Origin of the sequence: Polaromonas jejuensis NBRC 106434 (assembly GCF_001598235.1) — a bacterium.
GTDB classification, from domain to species: Bacteria; Pseudomonadota; Gammaproteobacteria; order Burkholderiales; family Burkholderiaceae_C; genus Polaromonas; species Polaromonas jejuensis.
In genome coordinates this window covers 36,652-54,056 of the sequence record NZ_BCYO01000004.1, presented here as the reverse complement: position 1 = coordinate 54,056, position 17,405 = coordinate 36,652, and the positions used below count along the sequence as shown (strand labels likewise).

13 protein-coding genes are annotated in these 17,405 nt (G+C 63.8%); 7 read left to right on the top strand and 6 right to left on the bottom strand.

The annotated features are described in order from the left end of the window. The first annotated feature begins 77 nt into the window (after positions 1 to 77). From PJE01S_RS06435 to PJE01S_RS06420, 4 genes are read left to right on the top strand one after another with little or no spacing between them, the layout of a single operon-like run. A complete protein-coding gene (locus tag PJE01S_RS06435; RefSeq protein WP_068832337.1) occupies positions 78 to 1,115 on the top strand; it encodes an amino acid ABC transporter substrate-binding protein in 1,038 nt (345 codons plus the stop codon). Then, positions 1,115 to 2,311, top strand: coding sequence for an amino acid ABC transporter permease (locus PJE01S_RS06430; RefSeq protein ID WP_068832336.1), 1,197 nt, complete (start codon positions 1,115 to 1,117; stop codon positions 2,309 to 2,311). The genes PJE01S_RS06435 and PJE01S_RS06430 overlap by 1 nt, the downstream gene beginning before the upstream one ends. A gap of 4 nt (positions 2,312 to 2,315) precedes the next feature. Continuing rightward, complete coding sequence (locus PJE01S_RS06425) at positions 2,316 to 3,419, top strand: amino acid ABC transporter permease (protein ID WP_084389396.1); 1,104 nt, start codon at positions 2,316 to 2,318, stop codon at positions 3,417 to 3,419. Positions 3,420 to 3,445: 26 nt separating this feature from the next. Continuing rightward, on the top strand, positions 3,446 to 4,189 hold the full coding sequence (locus tag PJE01S_RS06420; protein ID WP_068832334.1) for an amino acid ABC transporter ATP-binding protein: 744 nt from the start codon (positions 3,446 to 3,448) through the stop codon (positions 4,187 to 4,189). Positions 4,190 to 4,202: 13 nt separating this feature from the next. On the opposite strand, the gene PJE01S_RS06415 is transcribed toward PJE01S_RS06420, so the two are convergent. Beyond that, entirely contained in the window at positions 4,203 to 5,138 is a 936-nt protein-coding gene (locus PJE01S_RS06415; RefSeq protein WP_068832333.1) for a LysR family transcriptional regulator, read from the bottom strand. A gap of 111 nt (positions 5,139 to 5,249) precedes the next feature. Here PJE01S_RS06415 and ggt point away from each other — a divergent pair, with 111 nt between their 5' ends. The 3 genes from ggt (at position 5,250) to rpoD (ending at position 12,148) form a co-directional block, all read left to right on the top strand. Continuing rightward, positions 5,250 to 7,088, top strand: coding sequence for a gamma-glutamyltransferase (gene ggt / locus PJE01S_RS06410; protein ID WP_068832332.1), 1,839 nt, complete (start codon positions 5,250 to 5,252; stop codon positions 7,086 to 7,088). A 232-nt stretch (positions 7,089 to 7,320) separates the two neighbouring features. Continuing rightward, the gene (dnaG, locus tag PJE01S_RS06405) at positions 7,321 to 9,342 is read left to right on the top strand and encodes a DNA primase (RefSeq protein ID WP_068832331.1); all 2,022 of its coding nucleotides are present in this window, start codon (positions 7,321 to 7,323) and stop codon (positions 9,340 to 9,342) included. A 337-nt stretch (positions 9,343 to 9,679) separates the two neighbouring features. Then, complete coding sequence (rpoD, locus tag PJE01S_RS06400; RefSeq protein ID WP_084389395.1) at positions 9,680 to 12,148, top strand: RNA polymerase sigma factor RpoD; 2,469 nt, start codon at positions 9,680 to 9,682, stop codon at positions 12,146 to 12,148. A 122-nt stretch (positions 12,149 to 12,270) separates the two neighbouring features. Here rpoD and PJE01S_RS06395 read toward each other — a convergent pair whose 3' ends face one another. The 5 genes from PJE01S_RS06395 to glxR form a co-directional block, all read right to left on the bottom strand. Then, complete coding sequence (locus PJE01S_RS06395; protein ID WP_084389394.1) at positions 12,271 to 13,587, bottom strand: M20/M25/M40 family metallo-hydrolase; 1,317 nt, start codon at positions 13,585 to 13,587, stop codon at positions 12,271 to 12,273. A gap of 17 nt (positions 13,588 to 13,604) precedes the next feature. Then, on the bottom strand, positions 13,605 to 14,126 hold the full coding sequence (locus tag PJE01S_RS06390; protein WP_068832330.1) for a DUF3299 domain-containing protein: 522 nt from the start codon (positions 14,124 to 14,126) through the stop codon (positions 13,605 to 13,607). 54 nt (positions 14,127 to 14,180) lie between these two features. Beyond that, complete coding sequence (locus PJE01S_RS06385; RefSeq protein WP_068832329.1) at positions 14,181 to 15,299, bottom strand: aldose epimerase family protein; 1,119 nt, start codon at positions 15,297 to 15,299, stop codon at positions 14,181 to 14,183. A gap of 164 nt (positions 15,300 to 15,463) precedes the next feature. Beyond that, positions 15,464 to 16,426: a Bug family tripartite tricarboxylate transporter substrate binding protein gene (locus tag PJE01S_RS06380; RefSeq protein ID WP_068832328.1), complete on the bottom strand. Its 963-nt coding sequence runs from the start codon at positions 16,424 to 16,426 to the stop codon at positions 15,464 to 15,466. Between the two features lie 76 nt (positions 16,427 to 16,502). Next, positions 16,503 to 17,390: a 2-hydroxy-3-oxopropionate reductase gene (gene glxR, locus PJE01S_RS06375; protein WP_068832327.1), complete on the bottom strand. Its 888-nt coding sequence runs from the start codon at positions 17,388 to 17,390 to the stop codon at positions 16,503 to 16,505. Between the last annotated feature and the right edge of the window lie 15 nt (positions 17,391 to 17,405).

The following is a 17,405-nucleotide window of genomic DNA, read 5'->3' as shown; positions in this document are numbered from 1 at the left end:
AACATCGATTCATGCCGCCCGGGCATCGGACGGCTGAACCGGACCCATAAATCATCTACCAAGCTCTGGAGTCAACAATGCTGAACCTGTTTGAAAAACGCTGCTTTGCGGCTGCCGCCGTGTTGGGCATGGCCGCGCTCGCAGCGCCGGCCCATGCGGGCAAGACGCTGGACGCCATCAAGTCCCGCGGCCAACTGGTGTGCGGCGTCAGCAGCGGTGTTGCGGGCTTCTCGCAAGCCGACAGCAGCGGCAACTGGTCGGGTCTGGACGTGGATGTCTGCCGCGCGATCGCCGCCAGCGTGCTGGGCGACCCCGCCAAGGTCAAATGGGTGCCGCTGGTCTCGCAGCAGCGCTTTGCCGCCCTGCAATCGGGCGAAGTGGACATCCTCTCGCGCAACACCACCTGGACCTTGACGCGCGACGCGTCGCTGGGCTTGAGCTTCACCGGCGTGATCTACTACGACGGCCAGGGCTTCATGGTGCCGGCCAAGAGCAAGGTCAAGAGTGCCAAACAGCTCAAAAACGCCACCGTCTGCGTGCAGTCCGGCACCACCACGGAAAAGAACCTGACGGAATTCTCAAAGGCCAACAACCTCAACCTCAAGCCTGTGGTATTCGAGAAATTTGACGCCGCCAACGCCGCCTACTTCTCCGGCCGCTGCCAGGCCTACACCACCGACGCATCGGGGCTGGCCTCGATCCGCAACAAGGAGGCCAAAAACCCCGCCGAGCACGTGGTCCTGCCCGAGCTGATCTCCAAAGAGCCGCTCGGCCCGGCAGTGCGTCGCGGTGACGACGAGTTTTTCGCCATCGCCAAGTGGGTGGTGTTCGGCCTGATCGAAGCCGAGGAGTACGGCGTGACGCAGGCCAACGTCGAGGCCCTTCAGCAGGCCAACAAGGACCCCGCGGTCGGCCGCCTGCTCGGCAGCGGCGAAGACACCGGCAAGCTGCTGGGCCTTGACAAGGACTGGCTGGTGCGCGCCATCAAGGCCACCGGGAATTACGGCGAAATCTTTGAACGCAATGTCGGGCCCAAAAGCCCGCTGGCCCTGCCACGCGGCAGCAACAACCTGTGGTCGAAAGGCGGCCTGATGTACGCACCACCGGTGCGCTGATGTCCGGGCTGATTCCGGCACGCCCCGCCCGCGCCGCGCCGCGCCGGAACTTCTCGTGGCGCAGCCGCCGCTTGCGCAGCGTCGTCTACCAGGTGCTGGCCGTGGCGCTGATTGCGCTGCTGGTCTGGCTGCTGATCGGCAATACGTTGAACAACATGCGGCTGCGCGGCATTCAGAGTGGCTTCGATTTTTTGTTTCAACCGGCCGGCTTCGACATAGGCGAGGGCTGGCTCAACTATGACCCGGTCAACCCCTACTGGAAAGCTTTTCTGGTGGGCCTGCTCAACACGCTGCGTGTCGCGGTCATCGGCTGCGTGCTGAGCACGGTACTCGGTACCTTGCTGGGCATCGGGCGCTTTTCGCACAACGCGCTGGTGCGTGAGCTGTGCTACGGCTATGTGGAACTTTTTCGCAACATCCCGGTGCTGCTGCAATTGCTGATGTGGTACTTGCTTTTCATCGAGTACCTGCCTCCGGCCAACGAGGCGCTGGGCATCGGGCAGCTTGTCTTCCTGAGCAAAAACGGCGTTTCGTTTCCGTCGCTCATGTGGGAGCCCGGGCACTGGCTGGCACTGGCCGGTCTGGCGCTCGGTTGCATTGCCGGCTTTGGCTATGCACGTTTCGCCCGCGCCCGCTTCGAGCGCACCGGCCGCCCGCTACCGGTGGCCAGCGTGGTCGTCCTGCTGCTGACCGGCCTGACGTGGCTGGGCTGGCTGGCCGGCGGCGCGCCGGCGCAATTCGACTACCCCTCCATCAGCGAGCTGCAGGTCGAAGGCGGCAGCGCGCTGAGTCCCGAATACATGGCCGTGCTGCTGGGTCTGGTGCTGTATACCTCGGCATTTGTCGCCGAAGTCGTGCGTGCCGGCATCGCCTCCGTGCCGCTGGGCCAACACGAGGCCAGCGCCTCGATCGGCCTGTCGCGCGCGCGCACCATGCGCCTGATCGTGCTGCCGCAAGCGCTGCGGCTGATCATCCCGCCGCTGACCAACCAGTACCTCAACCTGACCAAGAACTCCTCACTGGCCGTGGCCGTAGGCTACCCCGAGGTGGTGTCGATTGCCAACACCTCGCTCAACCAGTCGGGCCGCGCGGTGGAGTGCATCGCCATCATCATGGGGGTGTACCTGACGCTGTCGCTGGGCACCTCGGTGCTGATGAACTGGTTCAATCGGCGCGCCGCGATCAGGGAACGCTGAAGCCGTGCCTGAGTCCTTTCAAGCCATTCCCGCACGGCCCGCGCCGGTGCGTATCTCGGGCCCGGTGCCGTGGTTGCGCCGCAATCTTTTTTCAAGTCTGCCCAATGCGGTGGTGTCGCTGCTGCTGCTTGCAGCCTTTGCCTGGCTCGCCGCCAAGGGCCTGCGCTGGGGCGTGATGGAAGCCGTGTTTGTGCCGGACGCCGACCAGTGCCAGGCGGCACGCGGCATCGGCGCCTGCTGGGGCGTGATCAACGAGAAGGCCCGCTTCATCCTGCTCGGCCGCTACCCGCAGAAGGCGCAGTGGCGGCCGGTGCTGGCGACCTTTGCGCTGCTCGCGCCCGTGCTGGCCAGTTGCAGCCCACGCTGCTGGAAGCCCTGGCTTGCGCTGGTCTGGTCCGCGGGTCTGGCCGTGTTCTTTGTTCTCATGGGCGGCGGTGTGGGCGGCATGAGCAAGGTGCCCACCGACCTGTGGGGCGGCCTGCCGCTGACACTCATGCTCAGCGTGATTTCGATGGTGCTGGCCTTTCCGATTGCCGTTCTGGTGGCATTGGGCCGGCGCTCCGCGATGCCGGCGATCCGCTCGCTGTGCGTGGTCTACGTCGAGCTGGTTCGCGGCGTGCCGCTGATCTCGGTGCTGTTCATGGCTTCGTTCATGCTGCCTTTGTTCATGCCGGTGGGCAAGTCGCCCGACGTACTGATCCGCGTGATCGTAGGCATCACGCTGTTTGCCGCGGCGTACATGGCCGAGATCGTGCGCGGCGGCCTGCAGACCGTAGGCCGCGGCCAGGCCGAAGCGGCGGCCAGCATGGGCCTGTCCTATTGGCAGGCGCAGCGCAAGATCATCTTGCCGCAGGCGCTGGCCTCGGTGGTGCCCAGCATCGTGAACAACTTCATCTCGCTGTTCAAGGACACCTCGCTCGTCACCATCGTCTCGCTGTACGAGCTCACGGGTTCGCTGTCGCTCGCGCTGGGCTCCGACCCGAACTGGCGCCCTTTCAAGATCGAGGCCTATCTCTTCATTGCGACCATCTACTTCGCCTGCTGTTATGCCATGTCGCGCTACAGCCTGCGCATCGAAAAACGCCTGGCCCGCAGCCGCGGCCACTGACCGCCTGGCGCACAAGGACAAAAACAATGAGCGATGCCATCATCCGCTTCGACAAAGTCAACAAGTGGTACGCCGACAGCTTTCACGTGCTGCGCGACATCGACCTGTCGGTCCAGCCGGGCGAACGCATCGTGATCTGCGGTCCGTCGGGCTCGGGCAAGTCAACGCTGATCCGCTGCGTCAACGGGCTGGAGGATTACCAGGAAGGCACGCTGACCGTGGCCGGCGCGGTGCTGGGCGACGACGTCAAGGCCATTGAAGCCGTTCGCCACCAGGTTGGCATGGTGTTCCAGCAGTTCAACCTGTTCCCGCACCTGACGGTGCTGGAGAACCTGGTCCTCGGCCCCACCTGGGTGACCGGCCTGCCCAGAAAGCAGGCCGTGGAGCGCGCCATGGCGCAGCTTGAACGCGTGCGTATTGCCGAGCAGGCTCACAAATACCCCTTGCAGCTCTCGGGCGGCCAGCAGCAACGTGTGGCGATTGCGCGCTCGCTGTGCCTCACGCCAAAGATCATGCTGTTTGACGAACCCACTTCGGCACTGGATCCGGAGATGATCAAGGAAGTGCTCGACGTGATCATGGGTCTCGCAGGCCAGGGCATGACCATGCTGTGCGTCACGCACGAGATGGGCTTTGCGCGCGCCGTGGCCGACCGCGTCATCTTCATGGACGAGGGCCAGATTGTTGAAGAGAACACGCCCGAGGCTTTCTTTGCCGCACCAAGAACGGATCGCGGCCGCGATTTCCTGTCGAAGATCCTCGGCCACTAGGCACAGGATGCAGCTATGCGCCGACGGGCGGATGCAGCGCTGCCAGCCTTTCGGTCAGCAGCGCTGAAAGCCGCTCTATCACTTCATTGACACGCGCCGGCACATAGCGCCGGCTCGGCACCACGGCATACAGCGGCGCCGGCTCACCCAGGTGGGCCGGAAACAGGCGTACCAGCTTGCCGCTGGCCAGTGAGGCCATGAGGGAAATCTCGGACTGGTAGACGATGCCCCGCCCTTCCAGCGCCCACTGCAGCGCGATGGAAGCGTCGTTGCAGGCCAGCGGTCCGGCCACCCGCACCTGGCACGGCGCGCTGGCTTCACCCTGCAGTTCAAACTGCCACTGGTCTTGCCGGCGCTCCCGCACATGGCAGACCAGGCAGTCATGCTGCACAAGTTCAGCGGGTTCGCCAGGCGCTCCGCGGCGTGCGAGATAGTCCGGGCTGGCGCAGGCCACGCGACGGGCCGGCGCCAGCAAGCGCGCCGAATGGCTGGAGTCCACGAGGGGGCCGTTGCGCAAGGCCACATCGATGCCTTCGCGCACCAGGTCAACGTGGGCATCGCTGATCTGCAGGTCGATTTCGATGCCGGGGTGGCTTGCCGCAAATTCCGCGAGCCAGTACGCGAGCATTTCGCGCACCAGTATGGCGGTTGCCGTGATGCGTATGCTGCCCGTCAAACCGAAGGTGCCGGCACGCACCTTGGCCTGACCTTCCGACACCAGCTCCAGCGCGCGGCGCGCATGGTCCACCATCACCGCGCCTTCGGCCGTGGGCCTGACGGCGCGCGTGGTGCGCTCGAACAGACGCACGCCGAGCGATTTTTCCAGCCGCTTGATCGCCGCGCTGACGGCAGCCGTAGACAGGCGGCAGCGCTTGCCCGCACCCGTGAGGCTGCCGGTTTCTGCCGTGGCCAGCAACACGCGCAGGGCATCCAGATTGTCAAATTCCATGGAAGAGTGTTTTCTCCGAAACGCCATTGTGAGGCGAGGGACCGCTAGCTATATTTGCCGGCGCGGGCACAGGGTCCCGCTACAACCTACAACGACAGTCAAGGATATCGCATGAGACACATCCTCCCGGCCCTGGCCGCCACCGCATTGGTCGCAGCCTGTGCCAGCGCTCCGGGCCAGTTCGGCTACACCGTCCCGGCGCAGCCCGAAGGTTCATCGGGCTACACCCCCAAGCCCGGCTGGGCCACCAGCAAATTTGCCGTCGCTGCGGCCAACCCGCTGGCCACCGATGCCGGTTACCAGGTGCTGAAAGCCGGCGGCTCGGCGATCGACGCCGCCATTGCGGTGCAAATGGTGCTCACGCTGGTGGAGCCGCAATCGAGCGGCATTGGCGGCGGCGCGTTTTTACTGCATTCCAGTGGCGGCAAGGTCGAGGCCTTTGACGGCCGCGAAACCGCGCCTGCTGCAGCGGATGGAAAACTCTTCATAGGCGCGGACGGCAAACCGATGCCGTTTGACGCCGCCGTGGTCGGCGGCCGCTCGGTCGGCACGCCCGGCACCGTGCGCATGCTGGAGATGGCGCACAAGCAGTATGGCAAGCTGCCCTGGGCCCAGCTCTTCGTGCCCGCCATCCAGCTGGCCGAGAACGGCTTCAAGGTCAGCGCGCGGCTCAATACCCTGCTCAAGGACGAGAAGTACCTGAAGAACGACGCGGTGGCCGCCGCGTATTTCTACAAGGCCGACGGCACGCCGGTCGACACCGGCAGCACCTTGCGCAACCCGGCCCTGGCCGAGGTACTGCGCCAGATCGCCAGCAAGGGCTCCAATGCGCTGCTGCAAGGCCCGGTGGCGCAGGCCATCGTCACCAAGGTGCAAAGCCACCCAAGCAACCCCGGCAAGCTGGCCCTGAGCGACCTGGCCGGCTACCAAGCCAAAAAACGCGATCCGATCTGCTCGGACTACAGCGCCGCCGGCAAGGCCTACCGCCTGTGCGGCATGCCGCCGCCGAGCTCCGGCGCCATCGCCGTGGGGCAGATTCTCGGCATTTTGAACAACACCAACGCCGCCAGCCTGCCACTGACCAGCGGCATGGGCGGCGTGCCTGGCACCGTGGCGCCCACACCGTCGGCCGACTGGCTGCACCTCTATACCGAAGCCTCGCGCCTCGCCTTTGCCGACCGCGGCCAGTACCTGGGCGACCCCGATTTTGTGCAGCCGCCCGGCGGCAGCTGGATGAGCCTGCTGGCCCCGGCCTACCTGAGTGAACGCGCCAAACTGATCCAGCCCACCGGCGCCAGCATGAAGACTGCCAGATCGGGCGTGCCGGGTGTGGTCAAAACCGCTTACGCGCCCATGCCCGACCAGCCTGAGTACGGCACCTCGCACATCAGCATCATTGACGGCTATGGCAACGCCATTGCCATGACCACGACGATTGAAGACCAGTTCGGCTCGCGCCTGATGACCGACGGCGGCACCGGCAAGGCAGGCGGCTTTTTGCTCAACAATGAGCTTACCGACTTCAGCTTTACCCCGACCGACGCCGAGGGCAAACCGGTGGCCAACCGGGTGGAGCCCGGCAAGCGTCCGCGCTCGTCGATGGCGCCCACGCTGGTGTTTGACAAAAACACCGGCCAGCTCGTCATGAGCGGCGGCAGTCCCGGCGGCGCGCTGATCATTCACTACACGGCCAAAACCTTGTATGGCGTGCTCAACTGGGGCCTGCTGCCGCAGCAGGCTATCGACCTGCCCAACTTTGGCTCGCTGGGCGGCCCCAGCCTGCTCGAAGAAAAACGCTTCGCGCCGGCCACTGTGGAGGCCTTGAGGGCACGCGGTGCCGAGGTGCGCGAGATGAACATGACCAGCGGCCTGCAGGCCATCCAGAAGACGCCCACCGGCTACTTCGGCGGCGCCGACCCGCGGCGCGAAGGCCTGGTGCTGGGCGACTAAGCATTAAAAGCGGCTTCCGCCCAGTCACACCGGGCGGGAGCAGCTACGCTTTTAATAGCAAATCAGCACCACAAAAGCGCACGCATCAATCGCCGCCGCCGGGCCGGCCTGTTTGTGCAGCTCAAACTTCTGGATCTTGCCGGTCAAAGTTTTGGGCTGTCCACCAGGTAGCGGCGGAACTTCGCGCGGTCTTGAGTCAACCCGGAACCGGCCTGGGGGCACAATACAGACCGTGAGTATCCCCCAATCATTTATCCAGGAGCTGTTAGCGCGCGCCGACGTGGTCGACATCGTGGGCCGCCATGTGCAGCTCAAAAAGGGCGGCGCCAATTTCATGGGCCTGTGCCCGTTTCATGGCGAAAAATCCCCCTCCTTCAGCGTCAGCCCGGCCAAGCAGTTCTACCACTGCTTTGGCTGCGGCAAAAACGGCAACGCCATCAGTTTTTTGATGGAACACGCCGGCATGACCTTTATCGAGGCCGTCAAAGACCTGGCCCAGCAATACGGCCTGCAGGTGCCTGAAGACGACGTCTCGCCGCAGGACCGGGCGAGAGCCGCGCAGATGCGCGAGCAGCAGGCTACCCTCACCAGCGTGCTGGAAAAGGCCGGCATGGCCTACATCCGGAACCTGCGCAGTTCCGAGCGCGCCATTGAGTATTTCAAGCGCCGCGGCGTCTCCGGAGAAATCGCCAAAACCTTCGGCCTGGGCTACGCGCCCGAGGGCTGGCGCAGCTTGGCCAGCGTCTTTCCCGAGTACAACGACCCCTTGCTCGTGGAAAGCGGCCTGGTCATCACCGGCGAGGCCGGCGAAGAAAACGCGGCGGGTGAGGCCAAGCGCTATGACCGCTTCCGCGACCGGGTCATGTTCCCCATCCGCAACGTCAAGGGCGAATGCATAGGCTTTGGCGGCCGTGTGCTGGGCGACGAAAAGCCCAAATACCTGAACTCCCCGGAAACCCCGGTCTTCAGCAAGGGCCGCGAGCTTTACGGCCTGTTCGAAGCCCGCACCGCCCTGCGCGAGCATGGCTACGCGCTGGTCACCGAAGGCTATATGGACGTGGTGGCGCTGGCCCAGCTGGGCTTTGCCAACGCCGTGGCCACGCTGGGCACCGCCTGCACGGCCGACCATGTGCAAAAGCTGTTCCGCTTCACCGATTCGGTGGTCTTCAGCTTTGACGGCGACGGCGCCGGCCGCCGCGCGGCGCGCAAGGCGCTGGACGCCGCCCTGCCCTTTGCCAGCGACGTGCGCACCGTCAAGTTCTTGTTTCTGCCGGCCGAGCACGACCCCGACAGCTACATCCGCGAGCATGGCCAGGAAGGCTTTGCGGCCTATGTCAGCAAGGCCGTTCCGCTGAGCCGTTTCCTGCTCGAAGCGGCGGCCGAGGGCTGCGACCTGGACACCGCCGAGGGCCGCGCCCACATGGCCAGCAACGCCCGCCCGCTGTGGAGCCTGCTGCCCGACGGCGCCCTCAAGCGCCAGCTGCTGGCCGAGATCGCCGACAAGGTGATGATTGACAGCCGCGAACTGCTGCAGCTCTGGCAGCCGGCCGCTCCGGGCTACAAAAACTATAAAAACAATAGCAGCAACCGCCCATCAGGAAAAGGCTACAGGCAAAATCCACCCAAAGATTCCGGCCCGGGGCACGAGATGCCCGAATTTGCCGGCTACCCGGCGGAGCAGCGCGAGGACGCCGACTACGCGTCGTCGGAACCCTCGGAATACTATTTCGCGCCGCCGGCCGCCGCGCCTGCGCGCAAGTTCGGGCGCTCGTTCGACAAAAGCAATGGCAGCGCCAGCCGTGCCCCGCGCCGGGTCACGGGCCGCATCCTGCCCGCCAGCCGCGAAGACCGGGTGCTGCGGCTGCTGCTGACCGAGCCGCAAAGCTGGGACCGGCTCAGCACCGAAGAGCACCATTTGCTGCTGGCCCTGCCCCCGCCGCACGGCCCCCTGTTTGTGTGGCTGGTCAGCCAGATCCATGAGCACGGGCCCCAGCCCTGGGCGGCCCTGCGCGAGGGCCTGCGCGGCCACGCCCATGAGCATTACGCCGTGACCCAGCTGGCGCAAATGCTTGAGGGCGTGGAGTCCGACTGGAACGAAATGCGCGCAATCCTTAAGCACATGGCGGATTTGAAGCATCAAGCTCACAAGGCCGATCTGGTAGCCCGAGCCCCGAGTGACCCCGTTGCTTACCAGCAGTTGAAGGAACTGGAGGAGCAATCCAGGGCCAAAAAGGCAGCGGCCAAATCGGCCTGATGGCCTGCAAAAAACCACCGTTCACGGTATAATCCCATTTTTCACGGCAAGCGCGACAGCAGCACCTCCGGCACCGGCCCCCGTCACAACGGGAACTCACACACGAGATGGCCTCTTTCCCGCAAGGACTGCACCCCAAATGTTCGCCCACACAGCTTGCCCAAAGAAATAACCCGCCCCGCGTGCCCCGGCACTGGCTGGCTTGTTTTTTTAACGCTCTCGCTTTGAACTCTGAATCTTTGACACCTGTGTCTTGCCCCCCGGTCAGGCGCAAGCGCATTTTTGTTTACTGGTAATTCGATCGATATTTAGAACTATTCCGACAACTGGAGGTCTCATGCCTTTTGCAAAGTCCAAGTCCGCTACGCAGGCGGGCAAGCCCGGCACGCCGTCCAAAGCGGCCGCGAAGCCAAAAACCACCGCCAAGGCGGTGGCCAGGCCGGCAAGCAAGCCTCCAGTCAAAACGCCCGCCAAACCGGCCGTCAAGCCGGCTCCCGTGAGTGCCAAGGTTGAAAAGCCCGGAAAAACCGCCATATCCTCTACAACCAGTACCCAGCATGCCCCGGTGAGCAAAGCGCCTCCGAAATCTGCGAAATCCGATACGCCCCTGAAGAAAGTTACTGCCGTGCCGCCCAAATCAACCCAAGCCCAGCTCCTCGCCGCTGCCGATGCGCTGCTAGCCGCATCAACCCCAGCCAAGAAGAAACCCGGCCGTCCGCCGAAAAACCCGGCGGCTGCCGTTGAGGGCGGCGCGCCTGCGACGACCGGCGCCAAGCGCGGCCGCAAGCCCAAGAGCGCCAAGCCGGACGGCGACGAGGACCTGTCGGACATCGAAGCCGAGTTTGCCGAAGAACCCGCAGCCGTAGAAGCGACGACGGAAAAGGTCAAGCCGCTGCGCATGAAGATCAGCAAGGCCAAGGAACGCGCCTTGATGAAGGAATTCGGCCTGGACGAAACCGTCCTCTCCGAAGAGGACATGCTCAAGCGCCGCATGCGCCTGAAAACCCTGATCAAGCTGGGCAAGACGCGCGGCTACCTGACGCACGGCGAAATCTCCGACCACCTGCCCGACAAGCTGGTCGATGCCGAAACGCTGGAAGTCGTCGTCAACATGCTCAACGACATGGGCGTGGCGGTCTACGAGCAGGCCCCTGACGCGGAAACCCTGCTGCTGAACAACACCGGCCCGACCGTGGCCACGGAAGAGGAAGCCGAAGAAGAAGCCGAAGCGGCCCTCTCCACCGTGGACAGCGAATTCGGCCGCACCACCGACCCGGTCCGCATGTACATGCGTGAAATGGGTACGGTCGAGCTGCTGACCCGCGAAGGCGAAATCGAGATTGCCAAGCGCATCGAGGGCGGCCTCATGAAGATGATGGAAGCCATCTCGGAAAGCCCCGCCACCATCGCCGAGATCATGCGGCTGGGCGAGGAAATCCGCGAAGGCAAGATCGTCATCTCGACCGTGGTTGACGGTTTTTCCAACCCCAACGAGGCCGATGACTATGTGGCCGAGGAAGACTTTGACGAGTTCGACGAGGAAGACGACGACGACGGCAAGGGCGGCTCCAAGGCCCTGACCAAAAAGCTCGAAGAGCTCAAGAAGGAAGCGCTCAGCCGCTTCGACAAGGTCGCCCTGCTGTTCGAGAAGGTTCACAAAACCTACGACAAGGAAGGCTACGGCACGCCGTCTTACGCCAAGTCTCAGAAGGCCCTGAGCGATGAGCTGATGACGGTGCGCTTTACCGCCAAGACCATTGAAAAGCTGTGCGACATGCTGCGCGGCCAGGTGCTGGACGTGCGCAAGAAAGAGCGCGAGCTGCGCCGCATCATCGTCGAGAAATGCGGCATGCCGCAGGAAGTGTTCATCAAGGACTTCCCGCCCAATCTGCTCAACCTCAAGTGGGTCGAAAAACAGGTCGCCGCCGGCAAGCCCTGGTCGGCCGTGATGGCGCGCAACATTCCGCCCATCCAGGAACTGCAGACCAAGCTGGCCGAATTGCAGGCACGTGTGGTGGTGCCGCTGGGCCAGCTCAAGGACATCAACAAGCGCATGAACGAAGGCGAGTCCAACTCGCGCGACGCCAAGAAGGAGATGATCGAGGCCAACCTGCGCCTGGTGATCTCGATCGCGAAAAAGTACACCAACCGTGGCCTGCAGTTCCTCGATTTGATCCAGGAAGGCAACATCGGCCTGATGAAGGCCGTGGATAAGTTCGAATACCGCCGCGGCTACAAATTCTCGACCTACGCCACCTGGTGGATTCGCCAGGCCATCACGCGCTCGATCGCCGACCAGGCCCGCACCATCCGCATCCCTGTGCACATGATAGAGACCATCAACAAGATGAACCGCCTGTCGCGCCAGCACCTGCAGGAATTCGGCTTCGAGCCGGATGCCAGCATCCTGGCCGCCAAGATGGAGATTCCTGAAGACAAGATCCGCAAGATCATGAAGATCGCCAAGGAGCCGATCTCCATGGAAACGCCTATCGGCGACGATGACGATTCCCACCTCGGCGACTTCATCGAAGACGGCGCCAACACCGCACCGCTGGAAGCCGCGATGCAAGCCGGCCTGCGCGATGTGGTGAAAGACATCCTGGACAGCCTGACGCCGCGCGAAGCCAAGGTGCTGCGCATGCGCTTCGGTATCGAAATGTCCACCGATCACACGCTGGAAGAAGTCGGCAAGCAGTTCGACGTGACGCGCGAGCGCATTCGCCAGATCGAAGCCAAGGCCTTGCGCAAGCTCAAACACCCCAGCCGCAGCGACAAGCTGCGCAGCTTTATCGACACGCTCTGACCTTTCGCCGGTGGCGGCCCCTTGTAGGCTGTCATTGCGGATCTGATACGGAATCCGTGTAACAAAAAAGCCCCAGACCGCATGCGCGGCCTGGGGCTTTTTCTATGGCGAACCTATCGAGCTCAGCGCGCCCGCTTGGGTAACAGCGGCGTCGTGATGCCGTCCACACCCACCAGCGACAACGCCGTCAGCAGCGTGTTCTGCGGGCCGAGCCAGGCATTGATCGGCGAGAACCATTCACCGGGCCCGTGCGCACCACCGCCCACGCCTCCGCCGCCCAGCGTCACGGCCGGAATGCCCAGGCTGATCGGCAGGTTGGAGTCCGTGCTGGAAGCACCGATGTGACGCACCTCGCCGCCCACCGTGGCCACGCTTCGCCGAGCGGCATGCACCATGGGTGAATCAAGCAGCCCGGCGCCCGCCGGCCGGTCGCCGACGAGCTTGAACTCCACCTTGATCACGTCTTTTTTGTCCCAACGTTTGTTTTCATCATCAGCGGCCTCACGGGCCAGCGCCATGATGCGGTCTTCCAGCTTCTTGAGCTCAGCGGCGCTGTTGGAACGCATGTCCAGCCCCAGTTCGGCATCGGCCGCAATCGCATTGACCGAGGTGCCGCCCTTGAGCGTGCCCACGGTAAACGTGGTTTTGGGCTCGTCGCTTGTCCGCACTTCGCTGATTTTGGCAATGGCGCGGCCCAGCGCATGCGTGGCTGAAGGCAGGCCAAAGGCCGAAAAACTATGCCCGCCGGGGCCGGTATAAATGATGCGAAAGCGGCGGCTGCCGGTGGCCTGGTTCACTATACGGCCGATGTCGAGGCCGTCCAGAGAAATGAAGCCGTCAATGCCTTTGTTATCGCGAAACAGTGCCTTGACACCGCGCAGGTCTCCCAGTTCCTCTTCCCCCACGGTGCCCACAAACACGATGTCGCCCACGGTCTTCAGACCCGTCTGATTGAGCGCACGGATCACACTGAGCAGCGCCGCCAGACCGCGCCCGTCGTCATAAATACCCGGAGCTTCATAACGATTGCTCTTGACCTTGACCTTCACATCCGTAGCTTCTGGAAACACGGTGTCCAGATGAGCAGACACCACCAGCACAGGCCCGTTGCCGCTGCCTTTGCGCACGGCAATCACGTTGCCTTCGGCGTCGATGCGGGTGTCGGCGAGGCCCAACGCTTTCAGCCGCTTCTGGTATTCCATCGCGCGCACCGCCTCTTTGAAGGGCGACGCGGGGATTTCGGTCAGTTCAATCTGGTCCTTCAGTGTGCGCTCGTCATCGGCCTTGATAAAGTCAACCGCCTGCTTGACGCCCGCGTGGGCCGTGAGCCTTGCAAACACCGCCTCGGTATCCGCATTGATCGGCGGAAGTGGCGTTTGGGGATAGGCCGCGGTCATCGCCAGCGTGAGCGTGGCGACAGTGAACAAGCGTCGTAGCATTGAATCTCCGTTTGGGTTTATTTGAGGCTGGCGGGCGCCGCTTCGACCAGCCGGTAAAAAATGCCGCTGGGGTCGTTGTCCAGCAGCATCAGGCGCCCCTCGACCACCACGGGGTCGATCGAATATTTCACGGCCGTGCGCGCCCGCACCTCCACCATGGCTTCAGGCCCTGCCGTCTGGCAAAACGGACAGGTAGGTGACCATGCCGAGAGCAGGAAGTAGCTGTGTGTCTGCCCGGCTTCGATTGGCAGGATGTAGCCCTGCAGCTTGACGGTTTTGCCGTTGAACGGCCGCAGCCCCGCCGGAAAGTCCGGACCCAGCTTGCCCTTGGTCATCTTGATGGTGACGGTACTCAGCAAGGACCAGGGCACCGCGCCCCGGGCATCGGGCAGCATGGAAGTGCTCGGGTCGTGCAGAGCCGCTGCAGAGGACTGCGCCACGGTTTGCGCGGCTGCCGGCAGCAACAGCATCAAGGTCGATAGACAAATCAAGGCCAGGATCGACAGCAGATCAAGCTGGACAAAGCGCAGGCGTCTCATGCAATGAGTGTATCAAGCCGGGCATGCACGGCCACCACGACCTCGCGCGCGAAGCTACGGCGCTGTGCTGAAGCGGTAGAGCGTGCGCCCATGGCGGCTCTGGCCCGGTTGGTAAACGGCGGATGGAAACTCCGGCCGGTTGGGCGCATTGGGGTAGCCTTGCGGCTCAAAGCACAGGCCTTGCTGCTGAAAATACGCCCAGCCGCGCTTGCCGTGGCCGCCCGGCAGGGGCTCCTGCGGCAGCAGGCCGGTGTAGAACTGCATGGCAGGCTCCGTCGACCAGACCTCCATCACGCGCCCGCTCTCCGGGGCACGGACACGGGCGCACAGCGCCAGCCCGTCGGACGGCGAACGATTCACCAGATAACAGCAGTCATAGCCGTCCACCCATTCGCCCGTCGCATTCAGGCCGGCACCGGATTCGGGAGGCACGCCGCGCACCCGTGTATTGAGAACCGTGGGCCGGCGAAAGTCAAAAAGCGTTTGCTCCACGGGCAGTATCTCGCCCGTGGCCACGAGTTCTGCGTTCATGGCGAAATGGCGGTCCGCGCAAATCATCACCTCATGGCCCAGCGCACTGCCGCCGGCCTCGCCGTTGAGGTTGAAAAACGCATGCGTGGTGAAGCTGGCGACGGTGGGCTTGTCCAGCGCCAGCGCTTCGTAGTCGAGCAGCAGTTCATTGGCCTCGGTCACGCGGTACGTGAGGTGCAGCGCCAGCGTTCCGGGAAAGCCCTCTTCGCCGTCGGCGAACACATAGCGCATTTCGACGCTGGACTCATCGTGCTGCTCGGCCTCGAAAACCCGAAAGCGCGAACCCCTCAGCCCGCCGTGCAGGCAATGCTTGCCGTTGTTGGCGCTCAGCACATGGTCGCTACCGGCCAGCGTGAAGCGGGCGTTGGCAAGGCGGCCGGCATAGCGCCCGACAAAGGCGCCCATGGAGGGCGAGCCGCCTATCACGCCCTCCAGGCTGTCGTAGCCCAGCACCACGTCGTCAAAGCGGCCCTGACGGTCGGGCACGACAAGCTGCTCGATCTTGGCGCCGTAATTGGTGATGGCGGCCACCATTCCCCGGCTGTTGCGCAAGGTAAACAGCCTGACCGGTTGGCCATCGACCTCGCGTTCAAATCGCGCCGGATCCAGCAGGCGGTCGCCAGGAAAAGTGTCGTCGTTCATTGCGAAATGATACTCAGCAACTGCTGCCGGGTGGTCGGGTCGGCCCGGTATATGCCATACAAATCCCCCAAAGCTTCCCGAGCCAGGCACCGAAATTAATCGAAAAATCAGCGCCAGCCCCTTACGGTGCTTGCACCATAAGCTATGAAATAAGGAGCATACTTTCAGTCCAGCTTGATACCGGCCTGCGCCACGACTTTCGCCCAGCGGCTTCTCTCGCGGTTAAAGAACTCGTCCTGCTGGGCCGCTGCCATGGTGACCACTTCGGCGCCCTGCCCCGCCAGCTTGGCGCGGATGTCAGGATTGCGAATGATCTTGATGAGCTCGGCGTTGAGGCGGCTCACAATGCCGGCCGGCGTGCCATGGGCCACCAGCACGCCCTGCCAGGTTCCCGACTCAAAATTCGCCACCCCCTGCTCGGCCAGTGTCGGCACGTCGCCAATCAGGGGCATGCGGGTGCTTTTGGAGACGCCCAGTACCTTGAGCTTGCCGCTCTGAACGAAAGGCAGCGTCGCCAGCATGCCGTTCATCAGGACCTGGGTCTGCCCGGCAATCGTGTCGGTGATCGCCTGCGAGCCGCCCTTGTAGGGAATGAACTGCCACTTGGCGCCGCTGGCGCGCTCGACGGCCACGCCGGCCAGGTGCGGCGCACTGCCCATGGCGGTTACCGCGAAATTCAGCTCCGAACGCCTTGACAGGGCCACCAGTTCCTTGAGGTTGTTGGCCGGCACGGAGGGGTGCACCACCAGCAGGTGCGGCGAATAGGCCAGCATGGTCACGCCGCGCAGGTCTTTGGAGGGATCAAACGACAGCCTGGTGTAGACCGAGGGGCTGATGGCCAGGGCGCCGGTGTCGCAAAGCAGCAGCGTATAGCCATCGGGCGCCGACTTGGCCACGAAATCCGCGCCCAGGTTGCCATTGGCCCCGGCCTTGTTGTCCACGATGACGGACTGCTTGAGCGCCTCCGACAAGGGCTGGGCAATGGAGCGCGCGATGATGTCCGAAGAACCGCCCGGCGGGTAAGGAACCACCAGGCGGATCGGTTTGGCCGGCCAGTTCTGCGCATGGGCAGAACCCAGGCCCAGGGCCAGCGAGCCGGCAATAAGTTCTCGTCGATTGATGCTCATGATGTCTCCTTGTTCTTCTGCTTGCCTGCAAGCCTGCCGCCGGCGTCATGCCCGAGGCACGAAACTGCCCTGCCGCTCAGGCGGAGGCGACCTCGTGATGGGCCATGAGTTCCAGCGCACGCACCAGCGCGGAATGGTCCAGGTCCTGCATGCCATTGGCGCTGCAGACCTGCATCAGTTGCGCGGCGCTGGCAGTTTGCGGCAGGGCGACGCCCAGCGTCCGCGCGCCGCTCAGGGCCAGGCTCAAATCCTTCTGGTGCAAACCGATACGGAAGCCCGGGTTGAAGGTGCGCTTGATCATGCGCTCGCCATGCACTTCCAGAATGCGCGAGGACGCAAAGCCGCCCATGAGCGCCTGGCGCACCTTGGCTGGATCGGCCCCGGCCTTGCTGGCAAACAGCAGGGCTTCGCCCACGGCGGCAATATTCAGCGCCACGATGATCTGGTTGGCGACCTTGCAGGTCTGACCATCGCCATTGCCGCCCACCAGCGTGATGTTCTTGCCCATCAGTTCAAACAGCGGCTTGACACGCTCGAACACGGCCTCGGGACCACCGACCATGATGGTCAGGCTGGCGGCCTTGGCGCCGACCTCACCGCCGGAGACGGGCGCATCGAGGTAGTCGCAACCCAGGGCGTTGATTTCCTTGGCGAATTCCTTGGTCTCCATGGGCGAAATGGAACTCATGTCGACCACCGTCTTGCCCTTGCTCAAACCCGAGCCCACGCCGTTCTCGCCAAACAGCACCTTGGCCACATCGGGGGTGTCGGGCAGCATCAGGAAGATGATGTCGGCCTGTTCGGCGACCTCGCGGGCGGAGCCGCAGGCCTTCGCCTTTCCGGTCAACAGATCAGCGGGTACCTTGCTCCGGGTGTTAAGAAACACCTCATGCCCGGCCTTGATCAACTGCGCCGCCATAGGCGCGCCCATGATGCCCAGGCCAATAAATCCAAGTTTGCTCATTGAAAGACTCCTGTC